This is a genomic window from Paenibacillus sp. FSL R10-2771, assembly GCF_038000205.1.
In the GTDB taxonomy this organism is placed as follows: domain Bacteria; phylum Bacillota; class Bacilli; order Paenibacillales; family Paenibacillaceae; genus Paenibacillus_AQ; species Paenibacillus_AQ phytohabitans.
Genome location: NZ_JBBOBM010000001.1, coordinates 2040083 through 2056148 on the forward strand (window position 1 = coordinate 2040083; position 16066 = coordinate 2056148).

Sequence of the window (16066 nt, forward strand, 5' to 3'; positions counted from 1 at the left end):
GTATGAGATATGAGGCAGGTTGTGTAAACAAACTTTCAGGAGGTGCGCCATGAGCTGGCTCAGCGGATGGCTCCATGAACTGATTCTGGTGGTGCTGATGGCCGCGTTTGTCGAGATGCTGCTGCCCAGCAAATCCATGGAACGCTATGCCAGGCTGGTGCTCAGTCTGCTGGTTCTGCTGACGATGCTTAGTCCGATCGTCTCCATGCTCAAGGGGGACGCCAGCAAGGAGCTTAGTCTGGCCATGGAGCAGCAGGAGCGGAGCGGCGGGCTGCTCTCAGGTACTGGGGACGGCGCGGACTCGCTGGAGAAGATTCTGGCGGACGGGCGGATGCTGGCAGAGGGGGCGCGTGATCAGAGCCTGAAGCTTGCCGCCGAAGAAATAGCAGGGCAGATGCGCGATCAGATTGCCGGCAGCACCGGCATCCGTGGTGTGAATGTTACGGTGACGCTGGGCATGGGGCCGAATCCGAGTGCGCCTCTGGGCGAAGAGGTGCCGGTGATCTCTTCGGTCACAGTAGATATGCCGGTGGCGGGAGCGGTTGCTGCAAGCGGCATACCGGGTTCAGCAGAGGGCTCACAGCCTGCTGCAAGCCCGGCACCCGAACCGATACGGATTACCCCTGTAGAACCGGTCCAGGTCAGCCTGGACAAGGACGGGGCAGCAAGTGAAGGCTCTGGAGCCGCAACGGGTGCTTCGCAGCCTTCAGCCGCAGGAAACGGGACGCAGGAGGAACAGGCGGCAGCGGTTATAGAGGCCGAATCGGTCAAAAGGCTGCTCGAGCAGAACTGGAACCTGGACCCGGATTCGATACATGTGCTGAGCGGCGGCACCAGCGCCGTGAAATCATAAGACAGAGACCAGGGAACACAAGGCAGAATGCCATATACAGAAGGAGGGAAATCAATGGCCAATTGGCTGAAAAAGCTGGAGCAGTGGGCCGGCGGCGGAAGCGGCAACCCGAAGAGGAGTCATACGTTCCGCTGGCTGATCATTATTGGCTTGCTGGGCGTTGCTATCATGCTGTTCAACTCCTTCGTGAATGTGAAGAAGCTGGACAGCGAGAATACGGGACGTGAACCGCCCGTAAGCGAGACCTCTCAGGCGGTCCTGCAGCAGGAGGCGGTGCAACCCAATTCTTTTGACAGCATCGAGCTGGCGATGGAGAACCGGACGAAGGAGATTCTGGAGAAAATCGTCGGGGTCGGCACAGTTGACATTATGGTCACCGTGGATTCCACAGAGGAAATAGTCGTGCAGCGCAATATGAATGATTCTCAGGCGCAGAGTGAGGAAACCGATGCCAGCGGCGGTAAACGCCATACTACACAATACACCAGGGACGGCGAAATCGTAACCTACAGCCAGTCCGGCGACGAAACCCCGATTATCACCAAACGGATCAAACCCCAGGTGCGCGGTGTGCTGGTTGTCGCCAAAGGGGCAGAGAATAAAGTGGTGCGTAACCTGATCGAGCAGGCTGTCGAGAAAGGGCTGAACGTGCCGAGCTACCGGATCTCCGTCGTTCCGCGCAAGCAGGAATAGGCGTTCAGCTTACTATCCAGACATACGCAAGCGAATTCGTAGAGGCATATTCAATAAAACTTTTAGGAGGAATCACAAATGAAGGGCAAAAGACAAACGATTTGGCTGGTTTCGATGCTCAGTTTAATGGTGGTGCTCTCGGCTTATTACCTGTTCACGGAAGACACAGGAGCTTCCATTCCCAAAGAAACCGCGGGCAGCATTCAGGTGGACACCGTGAAGGACGGGACGGGCGGCGGGACCGCTACTACGCTTGACAGCGGGCTCGTGATCAACGAAGTAACAACTGATGATTCCGTTACTGCCGATGCGGGAGCCCAGACAGATGACAGCAAAACTGCTGCTGTAACTGAGGATGCCGGCAAAGATGCTGCAGACAAGACCGCAGCCGCTGCCGTGACGGATGACAGCACAACCGCAGCAGTAACAGATGACAGCAGCGCAGCAGCTAACAGTTCCAAAGCTGACAAGGATACGGCCGCAGCAGATACAGCGGACAAGACAGAGAAACCGGCTGCAAGTGCCGACAAATCAGCAGCAGCTTCCACAGAGAAGACTCCGGCCAAGGATGATGCGGCTATTCTGGATGAAGTAGCTTCCCAGAGCGTATCGGCCAGCAGCATGTTCACGAATTACCTGTATGAACGCGAGCAGCAGAATCTTAAGGACCACAATGATCTGCTGGCCCTGATTAATGACATGGATAAGACACCTGCGGAGAACGCGGTTGCCCAGGAACAACTCAGCAAGCTGGAGGAAAAAGAATCCAAAATCACCGGAATTGAAGAGCAGCTTCAGCAGAAATACGGTGAAGCTATTGTGAAAGAGGAAGCCGGAGATGCGTACACAATCGTAGTGCTCAGCGATAAGCTGGATGTGAAGCAGGCCGTGGGCATCGTTGACCTTGTAATGAAAGAACTGAGTGTGTCCCAGGACAAGATTAAAGTCCAATACGTATCGGAACAGTAAGCCCTCCTGAATTAAATGAAAGAAAATAGAATAAAATGCCGAAAGAGCCCGGGCACGTCCCGGGCTCTTTCCATTTCTAGCGTTTGTGATATAATACATAAAGTTATCTTGAAATATAAGAAGAATACGCAGGCAGCGGTTATCCTGAAAGCGATTCTAAAGAACCGCAAGCAGACCGAATCACAGGTTTCCCGGGAAGAACGGAATATCGTACCCTGCTTATCTGCGTCCAAAATGGCTTCGAGAGAAAGCTGAAGGAGTGAACTACCCAATGTTCAAGTTAAGCGAGATTAAGGAATTAATTAAATTGCTGGACCAGACCTCTTCCGTACATGAGCTGGAGATTGAAAGCGAAGGTATGAAGCTGGCTATCCGCAAACCGGATCGCCCTGAAGCTGATGGAACAGCAATCCAGGCGACTCCTTATGCCTACCCCTTTACGCCAGCACCGCAGCCGCAAAGTCCGCAGCATGTTGCTCCTCCGGTTGTCAGTGAAGTTCCTGCTGTAACGCAGCAGCAAGCATCCTCCGCTGAAGGCGCATTACATAAAATCGTCTCTCCGATGGTAGGGACCTTCTATAGTGCTGCTTCTCCGGAAACACCGTCCTTTGTAAGTGTGGGAGACCGGGTTCATGAGAAATCAACGGTCTGCATCATTGAAGCCATGAAGCTGATGAATGAGCTGGAAGCGGAAGTGAAAGGCGAAATCGTCTCCGTCCTGGCCGAGAACGGCCAGTTAGTGGAATACGGCCAGCCGCTGTTTCTGGTGAGAGCGGAATAATTGCCGCGAGAATCATGAGAAGCCTGCAAGCTTCGCTAAACTTTGGGAGGAAAAGCATGAACATTCAAAAAGTGTTGATTGCCAACCGCGGCGAAATCGCGGTCCGCATTATCAGGGCCTGCCGTGAACTGGGCATTTCCACCGTAGCAGTCTATTCGGAGCCGGACCGGGATTCACTGCATGTCCGTCTGGCTGATGAAGCGTACTGTATTGGTCCGATGCCCGCCAAGGACAGCTATCTGAATTTTACAAATATTATGAGCGTAGCTACGCTCACCGACTGTGATGCCATTCATCCCGGTTATGGCTTCCTGGCCGAGAATGCGGATTTCGCGGAGATTTGTGAATCCTGCAATATTACATTTATAGGCCCTTCTCCGGATGCGATCACACGGATGGGTGACAAGGCTGTAGCCAAAGAAACCATGAAGCTGGCCGGAGTTCCGATTATTCCGGGCTCTGACGGGCTTGTCGGCGACATAGAGGAAGCGGTTATGCTGGGCCGTGATATTGGTTATCCGATCATCGTCAAGGCCACAGCAGGCGGCGGAGGCAAAGGCATCCGCATTGCCGAGGACGAAGCATCACTGGTGAAGCAGATTACAGCTGCCCAGCAGGAAGCGCAGAAGGCTTTTGGCAACGCTGGTGTGTATCTTGAGAAATTCCTGACTGGCATGAAGCATGTGGAGATTCAGATTATCGCCGATAATCATGGCAATGTAGTCCATCTGGGTGAACGGGACTGCTCCGTGCAGCGCCGCCGCCAGAAGCTGATTGAAGAAGCGCCTTGCTCCGTGCTTACCCCGGAAGTCCGTGATGCAATGGGTCAAGCGGCTGTACGGGCTGCGCAGGCGGTTAATTACTCGGGAGCGGGTACGCTGGAATTCCTGCTGGGGCCGGACGGACAGTTCTACTTCATGGAGATGAACACGCGTATCCAGGTTGAGCATCCGGTAACTGAGATGGTCACGGGCGTAGATCTGATCAAGGAAATGATCTCTGTGGCGGAAGGCAACCCCTTGTCCTTCACCCAGGAGGATATTGTGATCAACGGCTGGTCAATCGAATGCCGCATTAACGCCGAGGACCCTGAACGTAATTTCATGCCGTCTCCGGGCAAAATCGGCTTCTATCTGCCGCCGGGCGGACTTGGAGTGCGGGTGGACAGCGCGGCTTATCCGGGCTACACCATTTCACCTTTTTATGACTCGATGATCGCCAAGCTGATCGTCTGGGCGCCGACGCGCTATGAAGCCATTGCCAAGATGAAACGGGCTTTATCCGAATTCGCTGTGGAAGGCATACATACAACCATACCTTTCCATCAGAGATTGCTGGAGCATCCGGTATTTTTGGACGGGAATTTCGATATCAAATTCCTGGAAGAGTATGAAATTTAGGACGACTTCTCATTGTTTGTCATAAAGTTCGTCAAATGATATAGTATGTTTAATAAGAGACGTGCTGCCTGCTTGAAATGCCCGAATAACTTTTTTACCGGAAAGGTGTGAAGTCCAAAATGAGTACATTGCCGACAGAATACGAACGTACGGAAATTGGTGAGATCCAGATTGCTCCTGAAGTGATCGAGGTTATCGCAGGTTTGGCAACCGTAGAGGTTAAAGGCGTGGCCGGAATGAGCGGCGGTTTCGCCGGAGGAATCGTGGAGCTTCTCGGACGCAAGAACTTGTCTAAGGGCGTTAAGGTTGAAGTTGGACAACGCGAAGCTGCAGTGGATGTATCCGTAATCATTGAATACGGTAACCGTCTTCCTGAAGTGGCTGCTGAAATTCAGCGCAACGTTAAGCGTTCCATCGAAACCATGACCGGCCTGACGGTTGTAGAAGTGAATGTGCATATCCATGATGTGCAGTTCAGAAACGCCACAAGTGTTGACAAAAGCGAAGATACAGACGCGGTTATCCGCGTGAAGTAAGGGCCTTGTGTTTTCCATAAACCCCCGACGTAGGTCGAGGGTTTACCTTAATTTAAGGAGGTTATGTGACTCGTGGCCAAAATTCTGGACAGACTTCTGCTGTTTCTTTACAGCTTAAGTATCGGAATATTATCTGTAATTGCCATCCTCCTCTTGAGCGGCGCCATTCCGGACACGTTTGAGATTCCTGACGGGCCGGGGGCCTATATCGCTGCGATTACAGCTGCGGTTATTCTTTTCCTGCTGAGCATCCGTTTCTTTTACATCTCCCTGCGCCGCGACCGTGCTTCCCTGCCATCCGTGGATCAGCGTACAGAGTATGGGGACATTCAGATCTCCATGGAAACCATTGAGAACCTCAGCCTCAAGGCTGCAGGCAAAGTGAAGGGCATCCGTGATCTGAAGTCGCGCATCCGCGTCTCGCAGGCCGGACTTGAAATTATGATCCGGGCAGTTGTGGACGGCGAGCATTCCCTGCCTCTGCTTACTACGGAGGTGCAGCGCCAGGTGCATGATTTCGTGCAGGAAACAACCGGAATTCCGGTAGCGGATGTATCTGTATATATTGCTAACCTCACACAGTCACCAAGCTTCAAAAGTCGAGTGGAATAGAGGTGAGTTTCCCTTATGTCTTGGAGAGAAGTATGGGAAAGTCACGGGGGTAGAATTGCCGGAGTTACCTTCGGGGTCGTTCTCGGTCTGATTTATCTGATTAGCGGTTTTTGGGATATGCTGTTCTTTGCACTGGTAGTGTTCATCGGATATACGCTTGGCAAAAGAAAGGATACCGCACAGGCTCCCCTGTTTCAGTGGCAGGAGCTCGTGAGCCGGCTGTCCGGACGCTGGCGTCCCTTCAAATGAACCGCGATAGTCTTTCTCCCGGAAGCCTGGAACCCGTTACTTTGAGTTGCTGACCTGCGGAAGAACGGCTGCGCGGTTTTTTGGTAAGAAGATTTAAGAAATTCAAATACAAAGTATGCTAGTTAAAGACTGTAGGAGGAACAAATGAAAAGACGTTTAGCGAGAGAAATTATTGTCCAGAGCCTGTACCAGATGGAAATGAATGATGTGGAAGTTACTGAGGCTGTAGAAATGCTCATTGAGGAAGCTGCAGATGAGAACGAAACCGAACGCGTCATCACTGACGAGACCGAGCTGAAGGCTTATGTGATCGCCCATGTAAACGGAGTCTGGGAGCACAAAATGGCCATCGACGAAATGCTGGAGCATTACCTCAAAGGCTGGCAGATGAGCCGCCTGTCCCGTGTTGACCGTCAGATTCTGCGTCTGGCCACGTTCGAGATGATCTTTGCCAGTGATGTGCCGGCTAAGGTAGCTGTCAATGAGGCAATTGATCTGGCCAAGCATTTCGGCACCGATGATTCCGGTAAATTCGTGAACGGCGTACTCGGCAAGATGATTCAGGATGTAGATACGCTTAGAGCGGATCTGTAATCGTTAAATAGACAAAAGGGGAGAGACTTACATGACAGCAGCGATTATCAGCGGTAAACAGGTATCGGACGAAATTCGGATCAGCATTGCCCGGGAGGTTGCAGAGCTTACGGAACGTGGCGTTAAGCCCGGTCTTGCTGTCGTTCTGGTCGGTGAAGATCCGGCTTCTCAGGTCTATGTGCGTAATAAGGAGAAATCATGTATTGAGCTGGGCTTCCATTCGGAGGTTCACCGGCTAGATGCGGCAACCAGCCAGGAGGAGCTGCTCGCTCTGGTGGCTGATCTGAACGGCCGTGATGATATTGACGGCATTCTCGTGCAATTGCCGCTTCCGAAGCATATTGAAGAGAAGGCAGTCATTAATGCCATTTCCGTGGAGAAGGATGTTGACGGGTTCCATCCCGTCAATGTAGGGAACCTGGTGATCGGTGATGACAGTCTGCTCCCTTGTACCCCTGCGGGAGTCATCGAATTGATCAAACGGACAGGCACTGATATTTCCGGCAAGCATGCTGTGGTTATCGGCCGCAGCAATATTGTCGGCAAGCCGGTGTCCCTGCTGCTGCAGCGTGAGAATGCCACGGTTACCATGTGTCATTCACGCACCGCGAATATGGCTGAACTCAGCCGCCAGGCCGATATTCTGGTAGTTGCCATCGGCCGGGCTAACTTCATCGATGCTTCCTTCGTGAAGCCGGGTGCAGTTGTCATAGATGTCGGAATGAACCGCCTGGATACCGGCAAGCTTGCCGGTGATGTCGATTATGAGAGTGCCCGTGAAGTCGCCGGGTTTATTACGCCTGTGCCGGGCGGAGTAGGGCCGATGACGATCACGATGCTGATGAGCAACACGCTGATCGCGGCCAAACGCCGCCACGGCCTGAAGTAGGCTAAGCTTATGGCGGCAGAGCGGCAGGTCTACTCCATTAAGGAACTTAACAAGTATATCCGCATGAAGCTGGATTCGGATGCGGTGCTCTCCGATGTATGGATCCGCGGTGAAATATCGAATTTCACCCACCACGGAAGCGGGCATATGTATTTCACGCTGAAGGATGAGAGCAGCCGGATCAAGGCGATCATGTTTGCTTCACATAACTCGCGGCTGCCTTTTGTACCGAAGGAAGGAACCAAGGTCATCGCCAGAGGCAACGTGACGGTCTATGAACGGGACGGGCAGTATCAATTCTACGCCACCCACATGCAGCCGGACGGAATCGGCAGCCTGTATCTGGCTTACGAACAGCTGAAGAGCAAGCTGGAGCAGGAGGGGCTGTTCGCAGCGGCGCGCAAGCGTCCGCTGCCGCGGTTCCCGCGCGTGATCGGTGTAGTTACCTCGCCGACAGGAGCGGCAGTGCGGGATATTATCATCACCCTGCAGCGCCGTTATCCGCAGGTGGCGGTGGTGCTCTATCCCGTGCTTGTACAGGGTAAAGGCGCCGGCCCTTCCATTGTGAAGGCCATCGAGAACCTGAACGCCATGGGCGAGGCCGATGTGCTGATTGTAGGGCGCGGCGGCGGCTCCCTGGAGGAGCTCTGGGCCTTCAATGAAGAGGCCGTCGCCCGGGCGATTGCGGCCTCCAGAATTCCGGTCATCTCGGCCGTCGGCCACGAGACCGACTTCACGATCGCCGACTTCGCCGCCGATCTCCGTGCGGCAACCCCTACGGCGGCAGCGGAGCTTGCCGTGCCGAGCGCAGCCGAGCTCGCCGGGCAGCTGCGCACCGCCCAGCAGCGGCTGCGCCAAGGGCTGCTGCGCCGCTCCCAGCGCAGCGGCGAGCGCCTCGCGGCGCTGCAGCGCTCGCTGGTGCTGGCCGGCCCGCGCCGGCAGCTGGCCCAGCACGCGCAGCGGCTGGACATGCTGCGCGCGGCCCTGGTCCGCGCAGCCGAGGCAAGGCACAGCCGCGCGCAGGGGCGCAGCGCGCTGCTGCATCAGAGCCTGCAGCGCTTCCATCCGCAAGGCAGCATCAGCGCTGCCCGCCGGCGCACGGATAGCCTTACCCGTGAGCTGACGGGGGCGATGCAGGCGCGCTTCCAGGATAAGCGCGCGCGCTATGTGGCTGAGCTGCGCCATCTGGATGCGCTCAGCCCGCTCAAGGTGATGTCACGGGGCTACAGCCTCGTGTACGACGAGAACGAAGAGCATTTAATCAAATCGCTGAAGGAAGTTGAAGTAGGCGATAAGGTGAACATAAAGCTTAATGACGGACAGCTAAACTGCCAGGTATGGGGAATGAAGGAGGATGTTGAAACGAATGGCAAAAGAAGCGGAACTGGATTTTGAGGGAGCCATGGAGCGCCTGGAGGGAATCGTACGCGAGCTTGAGCATGGCGACGTTCCCCTGGAGAAGGCGATTGATTTATTCCAGCAGGGAATGAAGCTGTCGCAGCTCTGCGGCAGCAAGCTGGAGCAGGTAGAGCGCAAGATCGAGATGATTACGGTAGAGGATGGCGAGCTGCGCAAGAAGCCATTCGGAGCCCGGCTGGAAGGCGATGGCGATGAGTCGTTCTGAGCTGGAACCGGGCAGCAGCGAAGCGGAAGCGCACGGACGCGAACCGCTTGAACAGTACATTGCAGAGGTGGGCCACTGGGTCGCTGATGCACTGACGGCAACCCTGCCTGCGCAGTGGACTGTGCCTCAGGTGCTCAGGGAGGCGATGGACTACTCGCTGCAGGCTGGAGGCAAACGCCTGCGCCCGCTGCTGGTCATCGCCGCCTGTGAGGCCCTGGGCGGCAGCCGTGAGGCTGCGTTGCCCGTAGCGGCAGCGATTGAAATGGTGCATACCTATTCATTGATTCATGATGATCTGCCGGCCATGGATAATGACGACTACCGGCGCGGCAAGCTCACGAACCACAAGGTCTTCGGGGAAGCTGCGGCGATCCTGGCCGGGGATGCACTGCTGACGCATGCATTCTATAGTGTGGTACAAGCTTCACGCAAATTTGGCGTTCCGGCGGAGAATGTGCTGTCCATCGTTGAGGATCTGGCCGAAATGGCCGGGCCGCGCGGAATGGTCGGCGGGCAGGTTGCCGATATGGAAGGCGAGCAGGGCTTAACCGATCTGCATCAGCTTCAGTATATCCATCTTCATAAGACAGGCGATCTGATGATCTTCTCGCTGCTGGCGGGAGGCAGAATCGCCGGTGCGGATGAGCGTCAGCTGGAGGCGCTGCGCCAGTTCGGTACGCAGATTGGCCTGGCTTTTCAGATTCAGGATGATATCCTTGATCTGGTCGGCGATGAGAGCAAGCTGGGCAAAAAAACCGGCAGTGATATCAAGCAGCAAAAGGTGACCTATCCCTACTTCATCGGCCTGGAAGCCTCGCGTGAAGAGGTGAAGCGGCTGACCGCTGAAGCGCACAGCGCGGTCCTTGAGGGCGGATTTCAGGATCATACCCGGCTGCTTGAAATTGCAGATTATTTGATGTCACGCGATCATTAGGTACATTTCGGAAACGGCTGTGTTTCGACAGCCGTTTCGTTTGTGTTATAATGGGGTTTATATTTTACAACATCTAGGAAAGCGGGGAATACTCGTGCTGCTTCCACAAATAAATGATCCTCAGCAACTTAAATCTTTGTCAGTCGAGGAGCTGGCAGCCCTTGCGGAAGAAATCCGCCGGTTTTTAATAGACAAACTTACAGTTACCGGAGGGCATCTCGGATCCAACCTGGGGGTAGTGGAGCTCACGCTGGCCCTGCATTACTGCTATGACAGTCCCCGGGACAAGATGATATATGACGTCGGTCATCAGGCGTATGTACACAAGATACTGACTGGCCGCCAAGACCGGTTTGATACACTGCGCAAGCAGGGCGGCTTATGCGGCTTTGTGAAGCGTTCGGAGAGCGAGCATGATGTCTGGGAAGCCGGACACAGCAGTACCTCTTTGTCTGCCGCAATGGGTATGGCTATGGCCCGGGATTTGAAGGGCGAGGACAATAGGGTCATCGCTGTGATCGGGGACGGTGCGCTTACCGGGGGGATGGCCTTTGAGGCGCTGAACCATATTGGACATGAACGCCGCAAGCTGATGGTTATCCTCAATGACAATGAGATGTCTATTGCACCGAATGTAGGAGCCATGCATAATTATTTGAGCAAAATCCGCTCGGACCGCCATTATCTGCGTGCGAAGGATGAAGTGGAAGGCCTGCTCAAGAAAATCCCGGCGATTGGCGGGCGGCTGGCCAAGACGGCGCAGAATGTGAAGGACGGCCTGAAGAACATGCTCGTTCCCGGTGTTCTGTTCGAAGAGCTCGGATTCACGTATCTGGGACCCGTGGATGGTCATGATCTGGAGAAAATGATTGACACCTTCCATCAGGCAGATAATGTGTCTGGTCCTGTGCTGGTACATGTGCTGACGACGAAGGGCAAAGGCTACAAGCCGGCCGAAACGGACTTCTATAAATCACATGCGATCTCACCCTACAAAATTGAATCCGGCCAGTCCCTTAAGGCTGTGAAGGCTGTCAGCCACCCGATGTATACCGAGGTATTCGGGGAGACGCTGATTGAACTGGGCCGTCAGGATTCAAGACTGATTGCGGTCACACCGGCAATGCCGGGCGGCTCGGGCCTGTTCCCGTTCGCCAAGGAATTCCCGGACCGGATGATCGATGTCGGTATCGCTGAGCAGCATGCGGCAACGCTGTGCGCCGCTCTGGCCATGGAGGGGATGAAGCCGGTCTATGCCGTCTACTCCACTTTTATGCAGCGTGCCTATGACCAGATTGTCCATGATATCTGCAGACATAACGCCAATGTAATGTTTGCCATCGACCGTGCCGGTTTTGTCGGAGCGGACGGGGAGACCCATCAAGGGGTATATGATATAGCGTTCATGCGGCACATCCCGAATATAGTGCTTATGATGCCTAAGGATGAGAATGAGCTGCGCCATATGATGAAGACGGCACTGGAATACAATGACGGACCAATCGCTTACCGTTATCCGCGGATTGAGGGCACCGGGGCGGCTGTAGATGCCGAACTGCGTTGTCTGCCTATCGGCTCCTGGGAGCGTCTGCGTCCGGGGGATGATTACGCAGTGCTGGCCTGCGGCCCGATGGTTCAGTTAGCCGAGGAGGCAGCTGAGCTGCTGAAGCGTGAAGGCATTCAGGTTAGCGTAGTGAACGCCCGATTCCTGAAGCCGCTGGATAATACCATGCTGCTTGAACTGGCTCATGCCGGAACCAGCATGGTTGTGCTTGAAGAAGCCAGCCAGGCTGGCAGTCTTGGCAGTGCTGTGCTCGAATTCTATGCGGAACATGAGATTTATGATGCACGTGTCCACTTGATGGGCGTGCCGGATATCTTCGTTGAGCATGGTTCGATCAAGGAGCAGCGCCAGGAAACCGGCCTCACCGTTGAAGCCTTGTGTACGCGGATCAAGGCGATGAAGGCGCTAAGCACTTATACTTACAAGTCGACTTCCAATTCCTGAGTACAGGGTGGAAGCCGGACCCAAGTGACCAGGAGATGAACATGGAACACCCTAAAGAACGTATAGATGTACTGTTAGTAGAGCAAGGCTTCTACGACAGCCGTGAGAAGGCCAAGGCAGCAATCATGGCGGGTCTTGTGCTGGCGAATGAAGAACGGATTGAGAAGCCGGGAATGAAGGTGCTGCGCAGCTCTGTCTTAAGAGTCAAAGGAGCTGTGCATCCCTACGTCAGCCGGGGCGGCCTGAAGCTGGAGAAGGCACTGCGGCAGTTCGGCATTGACCTGAACGGGAGGAATATGCTGGATATCGGCTCCTCTACAGGAGGCTTCACCGATTGTGCGCTCCAGAACGGGGCAGCACATGTGTATGCTATTGATGTCGGCCATAACCAGCTGGACTGGAGCCTGCGCAACGACGAGCGGGTAACCGTAATGGAGCAGACCAACTTCCGCTACATGACCCCGCCTGACCTGAAGGGGCCGGTACCTGATTTTGCCAGTATTGATGTGTCCTTTATTTCACTGAAGATTATTCTGCCGCCGCTGATGGCGCTCCTGAACCGCCCGGCCGATATCGCTGCGCTGATCAAGCCGCAGTTCGAGGCTGGACGGGAAAAGGTGGGCAAATCCGGTGTAGTCCGCGAATCCGCCGTTCACAAAGAGGTGCTTGTTAATGTGATGTCTATGGCGGCCGGGCTGGGCTATAAGCTGGAAGGGCTGACCTTCTCTCCAATTACGGGAGGGGAAGGAAATATTGAATTCCTGGCTCACTGGAAGCTGCTGCCTGAAGCAGTAGATAACTCTCCGGATGAACAGCACGAACAGCAGCTTTTACCGGCTGAAGCACAGCCGAATCCTTTCGCCGCGCTTGCCGAATCCGTAATTAAGGAAGCGAATGCAACCTTTAGCGCTACGAACAATGGAAACTCATCTAAACGATGAGTTTCTTTTGCTGCAAAAATAAAGAATTAAATCATCTGCCGTTTTCTGCCTGCAATATACATGCTTCAAGCGGTGTTATACGTTATAATTAATGAACTTGAGCAGGCAACGCTTCATCTGCAGTCAGCTTCAACCTTTTGCTGCCGGATCAGGCTCTGTTATTCCCCTCAAGCAGGATTTCGCCTGCCTTCACGCGAATAGATTCACCGAGGTGATGGGAGTGGCGAGCTCTGACAAGGCCGTTGTAGCACTCATTGGACTGGCAGCGGCAATCTTTATCGTTTACCGGATCTACATCTGGCTCCAAGGTTCCCCAAGATCGTTCATGAAGGACCGGGTGCCGATCAATACCATTATTCAGCCTCATCCGTCCATCGGATTATTAGAGGATGCCGGTTACGAGGTCATTGGCGGCAAGCTGAAGATTCCTTTGTCCTTTCAAGTGAACGGGGCACCAATGTACAGCAGGCTGTTCATTGATTATGTGGCCAGCAAAGATGAGGAGCATTTCTATCTGGTTATTCTGTCCCGGCCGCGCAAAGGGCTTGAGTACACCGGCAGCGGACTTCGCGACACTCTGCTTCCTTATCTGCTAATTTATCCGGATTGCAGCGGTGTGCTGTACGTGGATACGGTGAATTCAGCAATTCATGTGATTAAGTTAGGCAAAGACGATGGTGAATCCAATTGAGATCAACTTATAAATACGGGAGGCAACAATGAAGGGACACAGGCACATCAAAATAAGAGAAATTATTACGCAGAGGGAGATCGAGACCCAGGATGATCTGGTGGAGGCTCTGCGTGAATCCGGATTTCAGGTTACCCAGGCTACAGTATCCCGTGATATCAAGGAACTGCTGCTGATTAAGGTGCCGATGGATGACGGGCGCTACAAATACTCCCTGCCGACTGACCAGCGCTATAATCCGACCCAGAAGCTCAAGCGGGTGCTGGTGGATAATTTTGTGCAGATCGATTTCTCCGCCAACCTTGTGGTTATGAAATGTCTTCCGGGAACAGCCAATTCTGTGGCTGCACTGATTGATAATATTGACTGGCCGCAAATTATGGGCACCATCTCGGGCGATGACACTATTCTGATTATCTGCCGCCAGCCTGAGGACAGCAAAGGCGTTATTGCACAAATTATGGGCTACATCTCGTAACTTCATCACACTTTTACACTTAAATAAGGGATCATCTTTTCGGAGGTGCTGTATTCGTGTTAGACACGTTATCAATCCGCAATCTGGCCGTCGTTGAGGCGGTGGATGTGCATTTTTATCCCGGCTTTCATGTTCTTACAGGGGAGACGGGGGCAGGGAAATCGATTATTATCGATGCGCTTGCACTCATTGCCGGGGGCCGCGGTTCTGCGGACTCTATCCGGTATGGGTGTGAAAAGGCAGAAATGGAAGCGCTTTTCAGCTTGCCGGGAACCCATCCGGTCTGGGATACGCTGGAACGGCTTGGCATTGGAGCAGAACGCGAAGAGCACCTGGTGATCCGCCGGGAGATTACCTCTCAAGGCAAAAGCACTTCACGGGTGAACGGCCAGATGGTCAATCTCAGCATGCTGCGGGAAATCGGTGAACAGCTGGTGAATATCCACGGGCAGCATGAGCATCAGAACCTGCTGAAGGCTGAACGTCATCTGGGGCTGCTGGATACTTACGGCGAAGCTGTGATTGGCCCGCTCAAAGCTGACTACCAGGAGAAATATACGGCCTTCGCCAAAGTGGAAAAAGAACTCCGGGAACTTCAGGAATCCAGTCAAAAAGCGTATCAAATGCTTGATTTGTACCGTTTTCAGCTGGAGGAAATTTCTGCTGCAGGATTAAAACCGGGAGAAGATGAATTACTTAACGAAGAAAGGGTCAAACTATCCCACAGTGAGAAAATGATGGATTCAGTATCCGGCGCATACGAGCTGCTGTATGACAGGCAAGGGCTGGAATCCATCGGGAGTGTCATCTCCAAGCTGGAGGATGCGATCCGTTATGACGAGAAGGGCCTGAGGGCTGTGTTCGAGCAGCTGCAGTCGTCGTATTACCAGCTGGAGGATGCGGCTTTCCAGTTGCGTGACTACCGCGAAGAGATCGAGTTCAATCCGGCGAGGCTGGAGGAAATTGAGAACCGTCTGGATCTGATCACAGGGCTGCGGCGCAAATACGGGGATAGTGTAGAGCAGATTCTGGCGTATTATGAGCAGATTCACCGGGAGACCGATCTTCTGGAGAATAAGGACGAATACATTGAGAAATTGACGGCCAAACGCGATGGCCTGCTCGGCACTTTAATGAAAGCCGCCGGAGCGCTCAGCACGGCACGCCGCCAGTGTGCCACGGATCTCGCTTCCCAAGTGGAAGGTGAGCTGAAGGATCTGCAGATGGAGCGGACTTCGCTTCAGGTCAAAATGGATACGCTCGAAGACCCGCGCGGTATTGAGTATCAGGACCGGCGTTACCGTCTGACCCGGCAGGGGATCGACAGCGCAGAGTTCATGATCTCCCCGAACCCGGGCGAGCCGCTGCGGCCGCTGGGCAAAATCGCCTCCGGCGGTGAGCTGTCCCGCATCATGCTGGCGATGAAGAGCATTTTTGCCCGGCATGACGCCATTCCTGTCCTGATCTTCGATGAAGTGGATACCGGTGTCAGCGGGCGCGCGGCACAATCCATTGCGGATAAATTATACAAGCTGTCCTCCACCTGTCAGGTGTTCTCCATTACTCACTTGCCGCAGGTGGCCTGTATGGCGGATCATCAATATCTGATTGTCAAAAAAGTCGAAGACGGACGCACGATGACCGAAGTGGACTCCCTCTCGGCGGAAGGCCGGGTGCTGGAGCTGGCCCGTATGCTGGGTGGTGTGGAAATTACCGAAAAAACATTGCATCACGCACAGGAAATGCTCGGTTTGGCTGAGGCCAGCAAAGCTGCTGCTGGGTAAGCGGGACAATGATTGACAGTAATAAAAGCC

General features: G+C 54.1%; 19 protein-coding genes. All 19 read left to right on the plus strand.

Features of this window, described 5'->3' with window-relative positions; genetic code table 11:
• Window positions 1-49: 49 nt before the first annotated feature.
• Window positions 50-853: a stage III sporulation protein AF gene (locus tag NSU14_RS08475; protein WP_076245606.1), complete on the plus strand. Its 804-nt coding sequence runs from the start codon at window positions 50-52 to the stop codon at window positions 851-853.
• A gap of 54 nt (window positions 854-907) precedes the next feature.
• On the plus strand, window positions 908-1546 hold the full coding sequence (gene spoIIIAG / locus NSU14_RS08480; protein ID WP_039295496.1) for a stage III sporulation protein AG: 639 nt from the start codon (window positions 908-910) through the stop codon (window positions 1544-1546).
• Between the two features lie 78 nt (window positions 1547-1624).
• Window positions 1625-2515, plus strand: coding sequence for a SpoIIIAH-like family protein (locus tag NSU14_RS08485; RefSeq protein ID WP_340944160.1), 891 nt, complete (start codon window positions 1625-1627; stop codon window positions 2513-2515).
• Window positions 2516-2623: 108 nt separating this feature from the next.
• Entirely contained in the window at window positions 2624-2770 is a 147-nt protein-coding gene (locus NSU14_RS08490; protein ID WP_340944163.1) for a hypothetical protein, read from the plus strand.
• A 16-nt stretch (window positions 2771-2786) separates the two neighbouring features.
• Window positions 2787-3296, plus strand: coding sequence for an acetyl-CoA carboxylase biotin carboxyl carrier protein (accB, locus tag NSU14_RS08495; protein WP_039295500.1), 510 nt, complete (start codon window positions 2787-2789; stop codon window positions 3294-3296).
• A gap of 56 nt (window positions 3297-3352) precedes the next feature.
• A complete protein-coding gene (gene accC / locus NSU14_RS08500; RefSeq protein WP_039295502.1) occupies window positions 3353-4696 on the plus strand; it encodes an acetyl-CoA carboxylase biotin carboxylase subunit in 1344 nt (447 codons plus the stop codon).
• A 119-nt stretch (window positions 4697-4815) separates the two neighbouring features.
• Window positions 4816-5232 (plus strand): Asp23/Gls24 family envelope stress response protein, encoded by a 417-nt coding sequence (locus NSU14_RS08505; protein ID WP_039295505.1) that lies wholly within the window; start codon window positions 4816-4818, stop codon window positions 5230-5232.
• A gap of 72 nt (window positions 5233-5304) precedes the next feature.
• On the plus strand, window positions 5305-5844 hold the full coding sequence (gene amaP, locus NSU14_RS08510) for an alkaline shock response membrane anchor protein AmaP (protein ID WP_039295507.1): 540 nt from the start codon (window positions 5305-5307) through the stop codon (window positions 5842-5844).
• 15 nt (window positions 5845-5859) lie between these two features.
• Complete coding sequence (locus NSU14_RS08515) at window positions 5860-6093, plus strand: DUF2273 domain-containing protein (RefSeq protein WP_042138734.1); 234 nt, start codon at window positions 5860-5862, stop codon at window positions 6091-6093.
• 144 nt (window positions 6094-6237) lie between these two features.
• A complete protein-coding gene (gene nusB / locus NSU14_RS08520) occupies window positions 6238-6687 on the plus strand; it encodes a transcription antitermination factor NusB (protein WP_042138733.1) in 450 nt (149 codons plus the stop codon).
• Window positions 6688-6718: 31 nt separating this feature from the next.
• Window positions 6719-7576, plus strand: a complete 858-nt coding sequence (folD, locus tag NSU14_RS08525; RefSeq protein ID WP_042237848.1) for a bifunctional methylenetetrahydrofolate dehydrogenase/methenyltetrahydrofolate cyclohydrolase FolD — start codon at window positions 6719-6721, stop codon at window positions 7574-7576.
• Between the two features lie 9 nt (window positions 7577-7585).
• The gene (xseA, locus tag NSU14_RS08530) at window positions 7586-8971 is read left to right on the plus strand and encodes an exodeoxyribonuclease VII large subunit (protein WP_076245595.1); all 1386 of its coding nucleotides are present in this window, start codon (window positions 7586-7588) and stop codon (window positions 8969-8971) included.
• On the plus strand, window positions 8943-9200 hold the full coding sequence (gene xseB / locus NSU14_RS08535; protein ID WP_039300434.1) for an exodeoxyribonuclease VII small subunit: 258 nt from the start codon (window positions 8943-8945) through the stop codon (window positions 9198-9200). Before xseA ends, xseB begins: the two co-directional genes overlap by 29 nt.
• Window positions 9187-10134, plus strand: coding sequence for a polyprenyl synthetase family protein (locus NSU14_RS08540; RefSeq protein WP_076245592.1), 948 nt, complete (start codon window positions 9187-9189; stop codon window positions 10132-10134). Before xseB ends, NSU14_RS08540 begins: the two co-directional genes overlap by 14 nt.
• Window positions 10135-10228: 94 nt before the next feature.
• The gene (gene dxs, locus NSU14_RS08545; RefSeq protein WP_042138729.1) at window positions 10229-12142 is read left to right on the plus strand and encodes a 1-deoxy-D-xylulose-5-phosphate synthase; all 1914 of its coding nucleotides are present in this window, start codon (window positions 10229-10231) and stop codon (window positions 12140-12142) included.
• A gap of 41 nt (window positions 12143-12183) precedes the next feature.
• A complete protein-coding gene (locus NSU14_RS08550; RefSeq protein ID WP_076245589.1) occupies window positions 12184-13083 on the plus strand; it encodes a TlyA family RNA methyltransferase in 900 nt (299 codons plus the stop codon).
• 97 nt (window positions 13084-13180) lie between these two features.
• Window positions 13181-13774 (plus strand): hypothetical protein, encoded by a 594-nt coding sequence (locus tag NSU14_RS08555; RefSeq protein ID WP_179093558.1) that lies wholly within the window; start codon window positions 13181-13183, stop codon window positions 13772-13774.
• Between the two features lie 28 nt (window positions 13775-13802).
• A complete protein-coding gene (ahrC, locus tag NSU14_RS08560; protein ID WP_039300423.1) occupies window positions 13803-14252 on the plus strand; it encodes a transcriptional regulator AhrC/ArgR in 450 nt (149 codons plus the stop codon).
• A 56-nt stretch (window positions 14253-14308) separates the two neighbouring features.
• A complete protein-coding gene (recN, locus tag NSU14_RS08565; RefSeq protein ID WP_042138727.1) occupies window positions 14309-16036 on the plus strand; it encodes a DNA repair protein RecN in 1728 nt (575 codons plus the stop codon).
• The last annotated feature ends 30 nt before the right edge of the window (window positions 16037-16066 follow it).

Coding starts and splice junctions, on each gene's coding strand:
- NSU14_RS08485 (WP_340944160.1), top strand. CDS start 1,625: ATGAAGGGCAAAAGACAAACGATTTGGCTGGTTTCGATGCTCAGTTTA.
- NSU14_RS08540 (WP_076245592.1), top strand. CDS start 9,187: ATGAGTCGTTCTGAGCTGGAACCGGGCAGCAGCGAAGCGGAAGCGCAC.
- NSU14_RS08505 (WP_039295505.1), top strand. CDS start 4,816: ATGAGTACATTGCCGACAGAATACGAACGTACGGAAATTGGTGAGATC.
- NSU14_RS08475 (WP_076245606.1), top strand. CDS start 50: ATGAGCTGGCTCAGCGGATGGCTCCATGAACTGATTCTGGTGGTGCTG.
- nusB (WP_042138733.1), top strand. CDS start 6,238: ATGAAAAGACGTTTAGCGAGAGAAATTATTGTCCAGAGCCTGTACCAG.
- folD (WP_042237848.1), top strand. CDS start 6,719: ATGACAGCAGCGATTATCAGCGGTAAACAGGTATCGGACGAAATTCGG.
- NSU14_RS08550 (WP_076245589.1), top strand. CDS start 12,184: ATGGAACACCCTAAAGAACGTATAGATGTACTGTTAGTAGAGCAAGGC.
- spoIIIAG (WP_039295496.1), top strand. CDS start 908: ATGGCCAATTGGCTGAAAAAGCTGGAGCAGTGGGCCGGCGGCGGAAGC.
- accC (WP_039295502.1), top strand. CDS start 3,353: ATGAACATTCAAAAAGTGTTGATTGCCAACCGCGGCGAAATCGCGGTC.
- NSU14_RS08515 (WP_042138734.1), top strand. CDS start 5,860: ATGTCTTGGAGAGAAGTATGGGAAAGTCACGGGGGTAGAATTGCCGGA.
- ahrC (WP_039300423.1), top strand. CDS start 13,803: ATGAAGGGACACAGGCACATCAAAATAAGAGAAATTATTACGCAGAGG.
- xseA (WP_076245595.1), top strand. CDS start 7,586: ATGGCGGCAGAGCGGCAGGTCTACTCCATTAAGGAACTTAACAAGTAT.
- accB (WP_039295500.1), top strand. CDS start 2,787: ATGTTCAAGTTAAGCGAGATTAAGGAATTAATTAAATTGCTGGACCAG.
- xseB (WP_039300434.1), top strand. CDS start 8,943: ATGGCAAAAGAAGCGGAACTGGATTTTGAGGGAGCCATGGAGCGCCTG.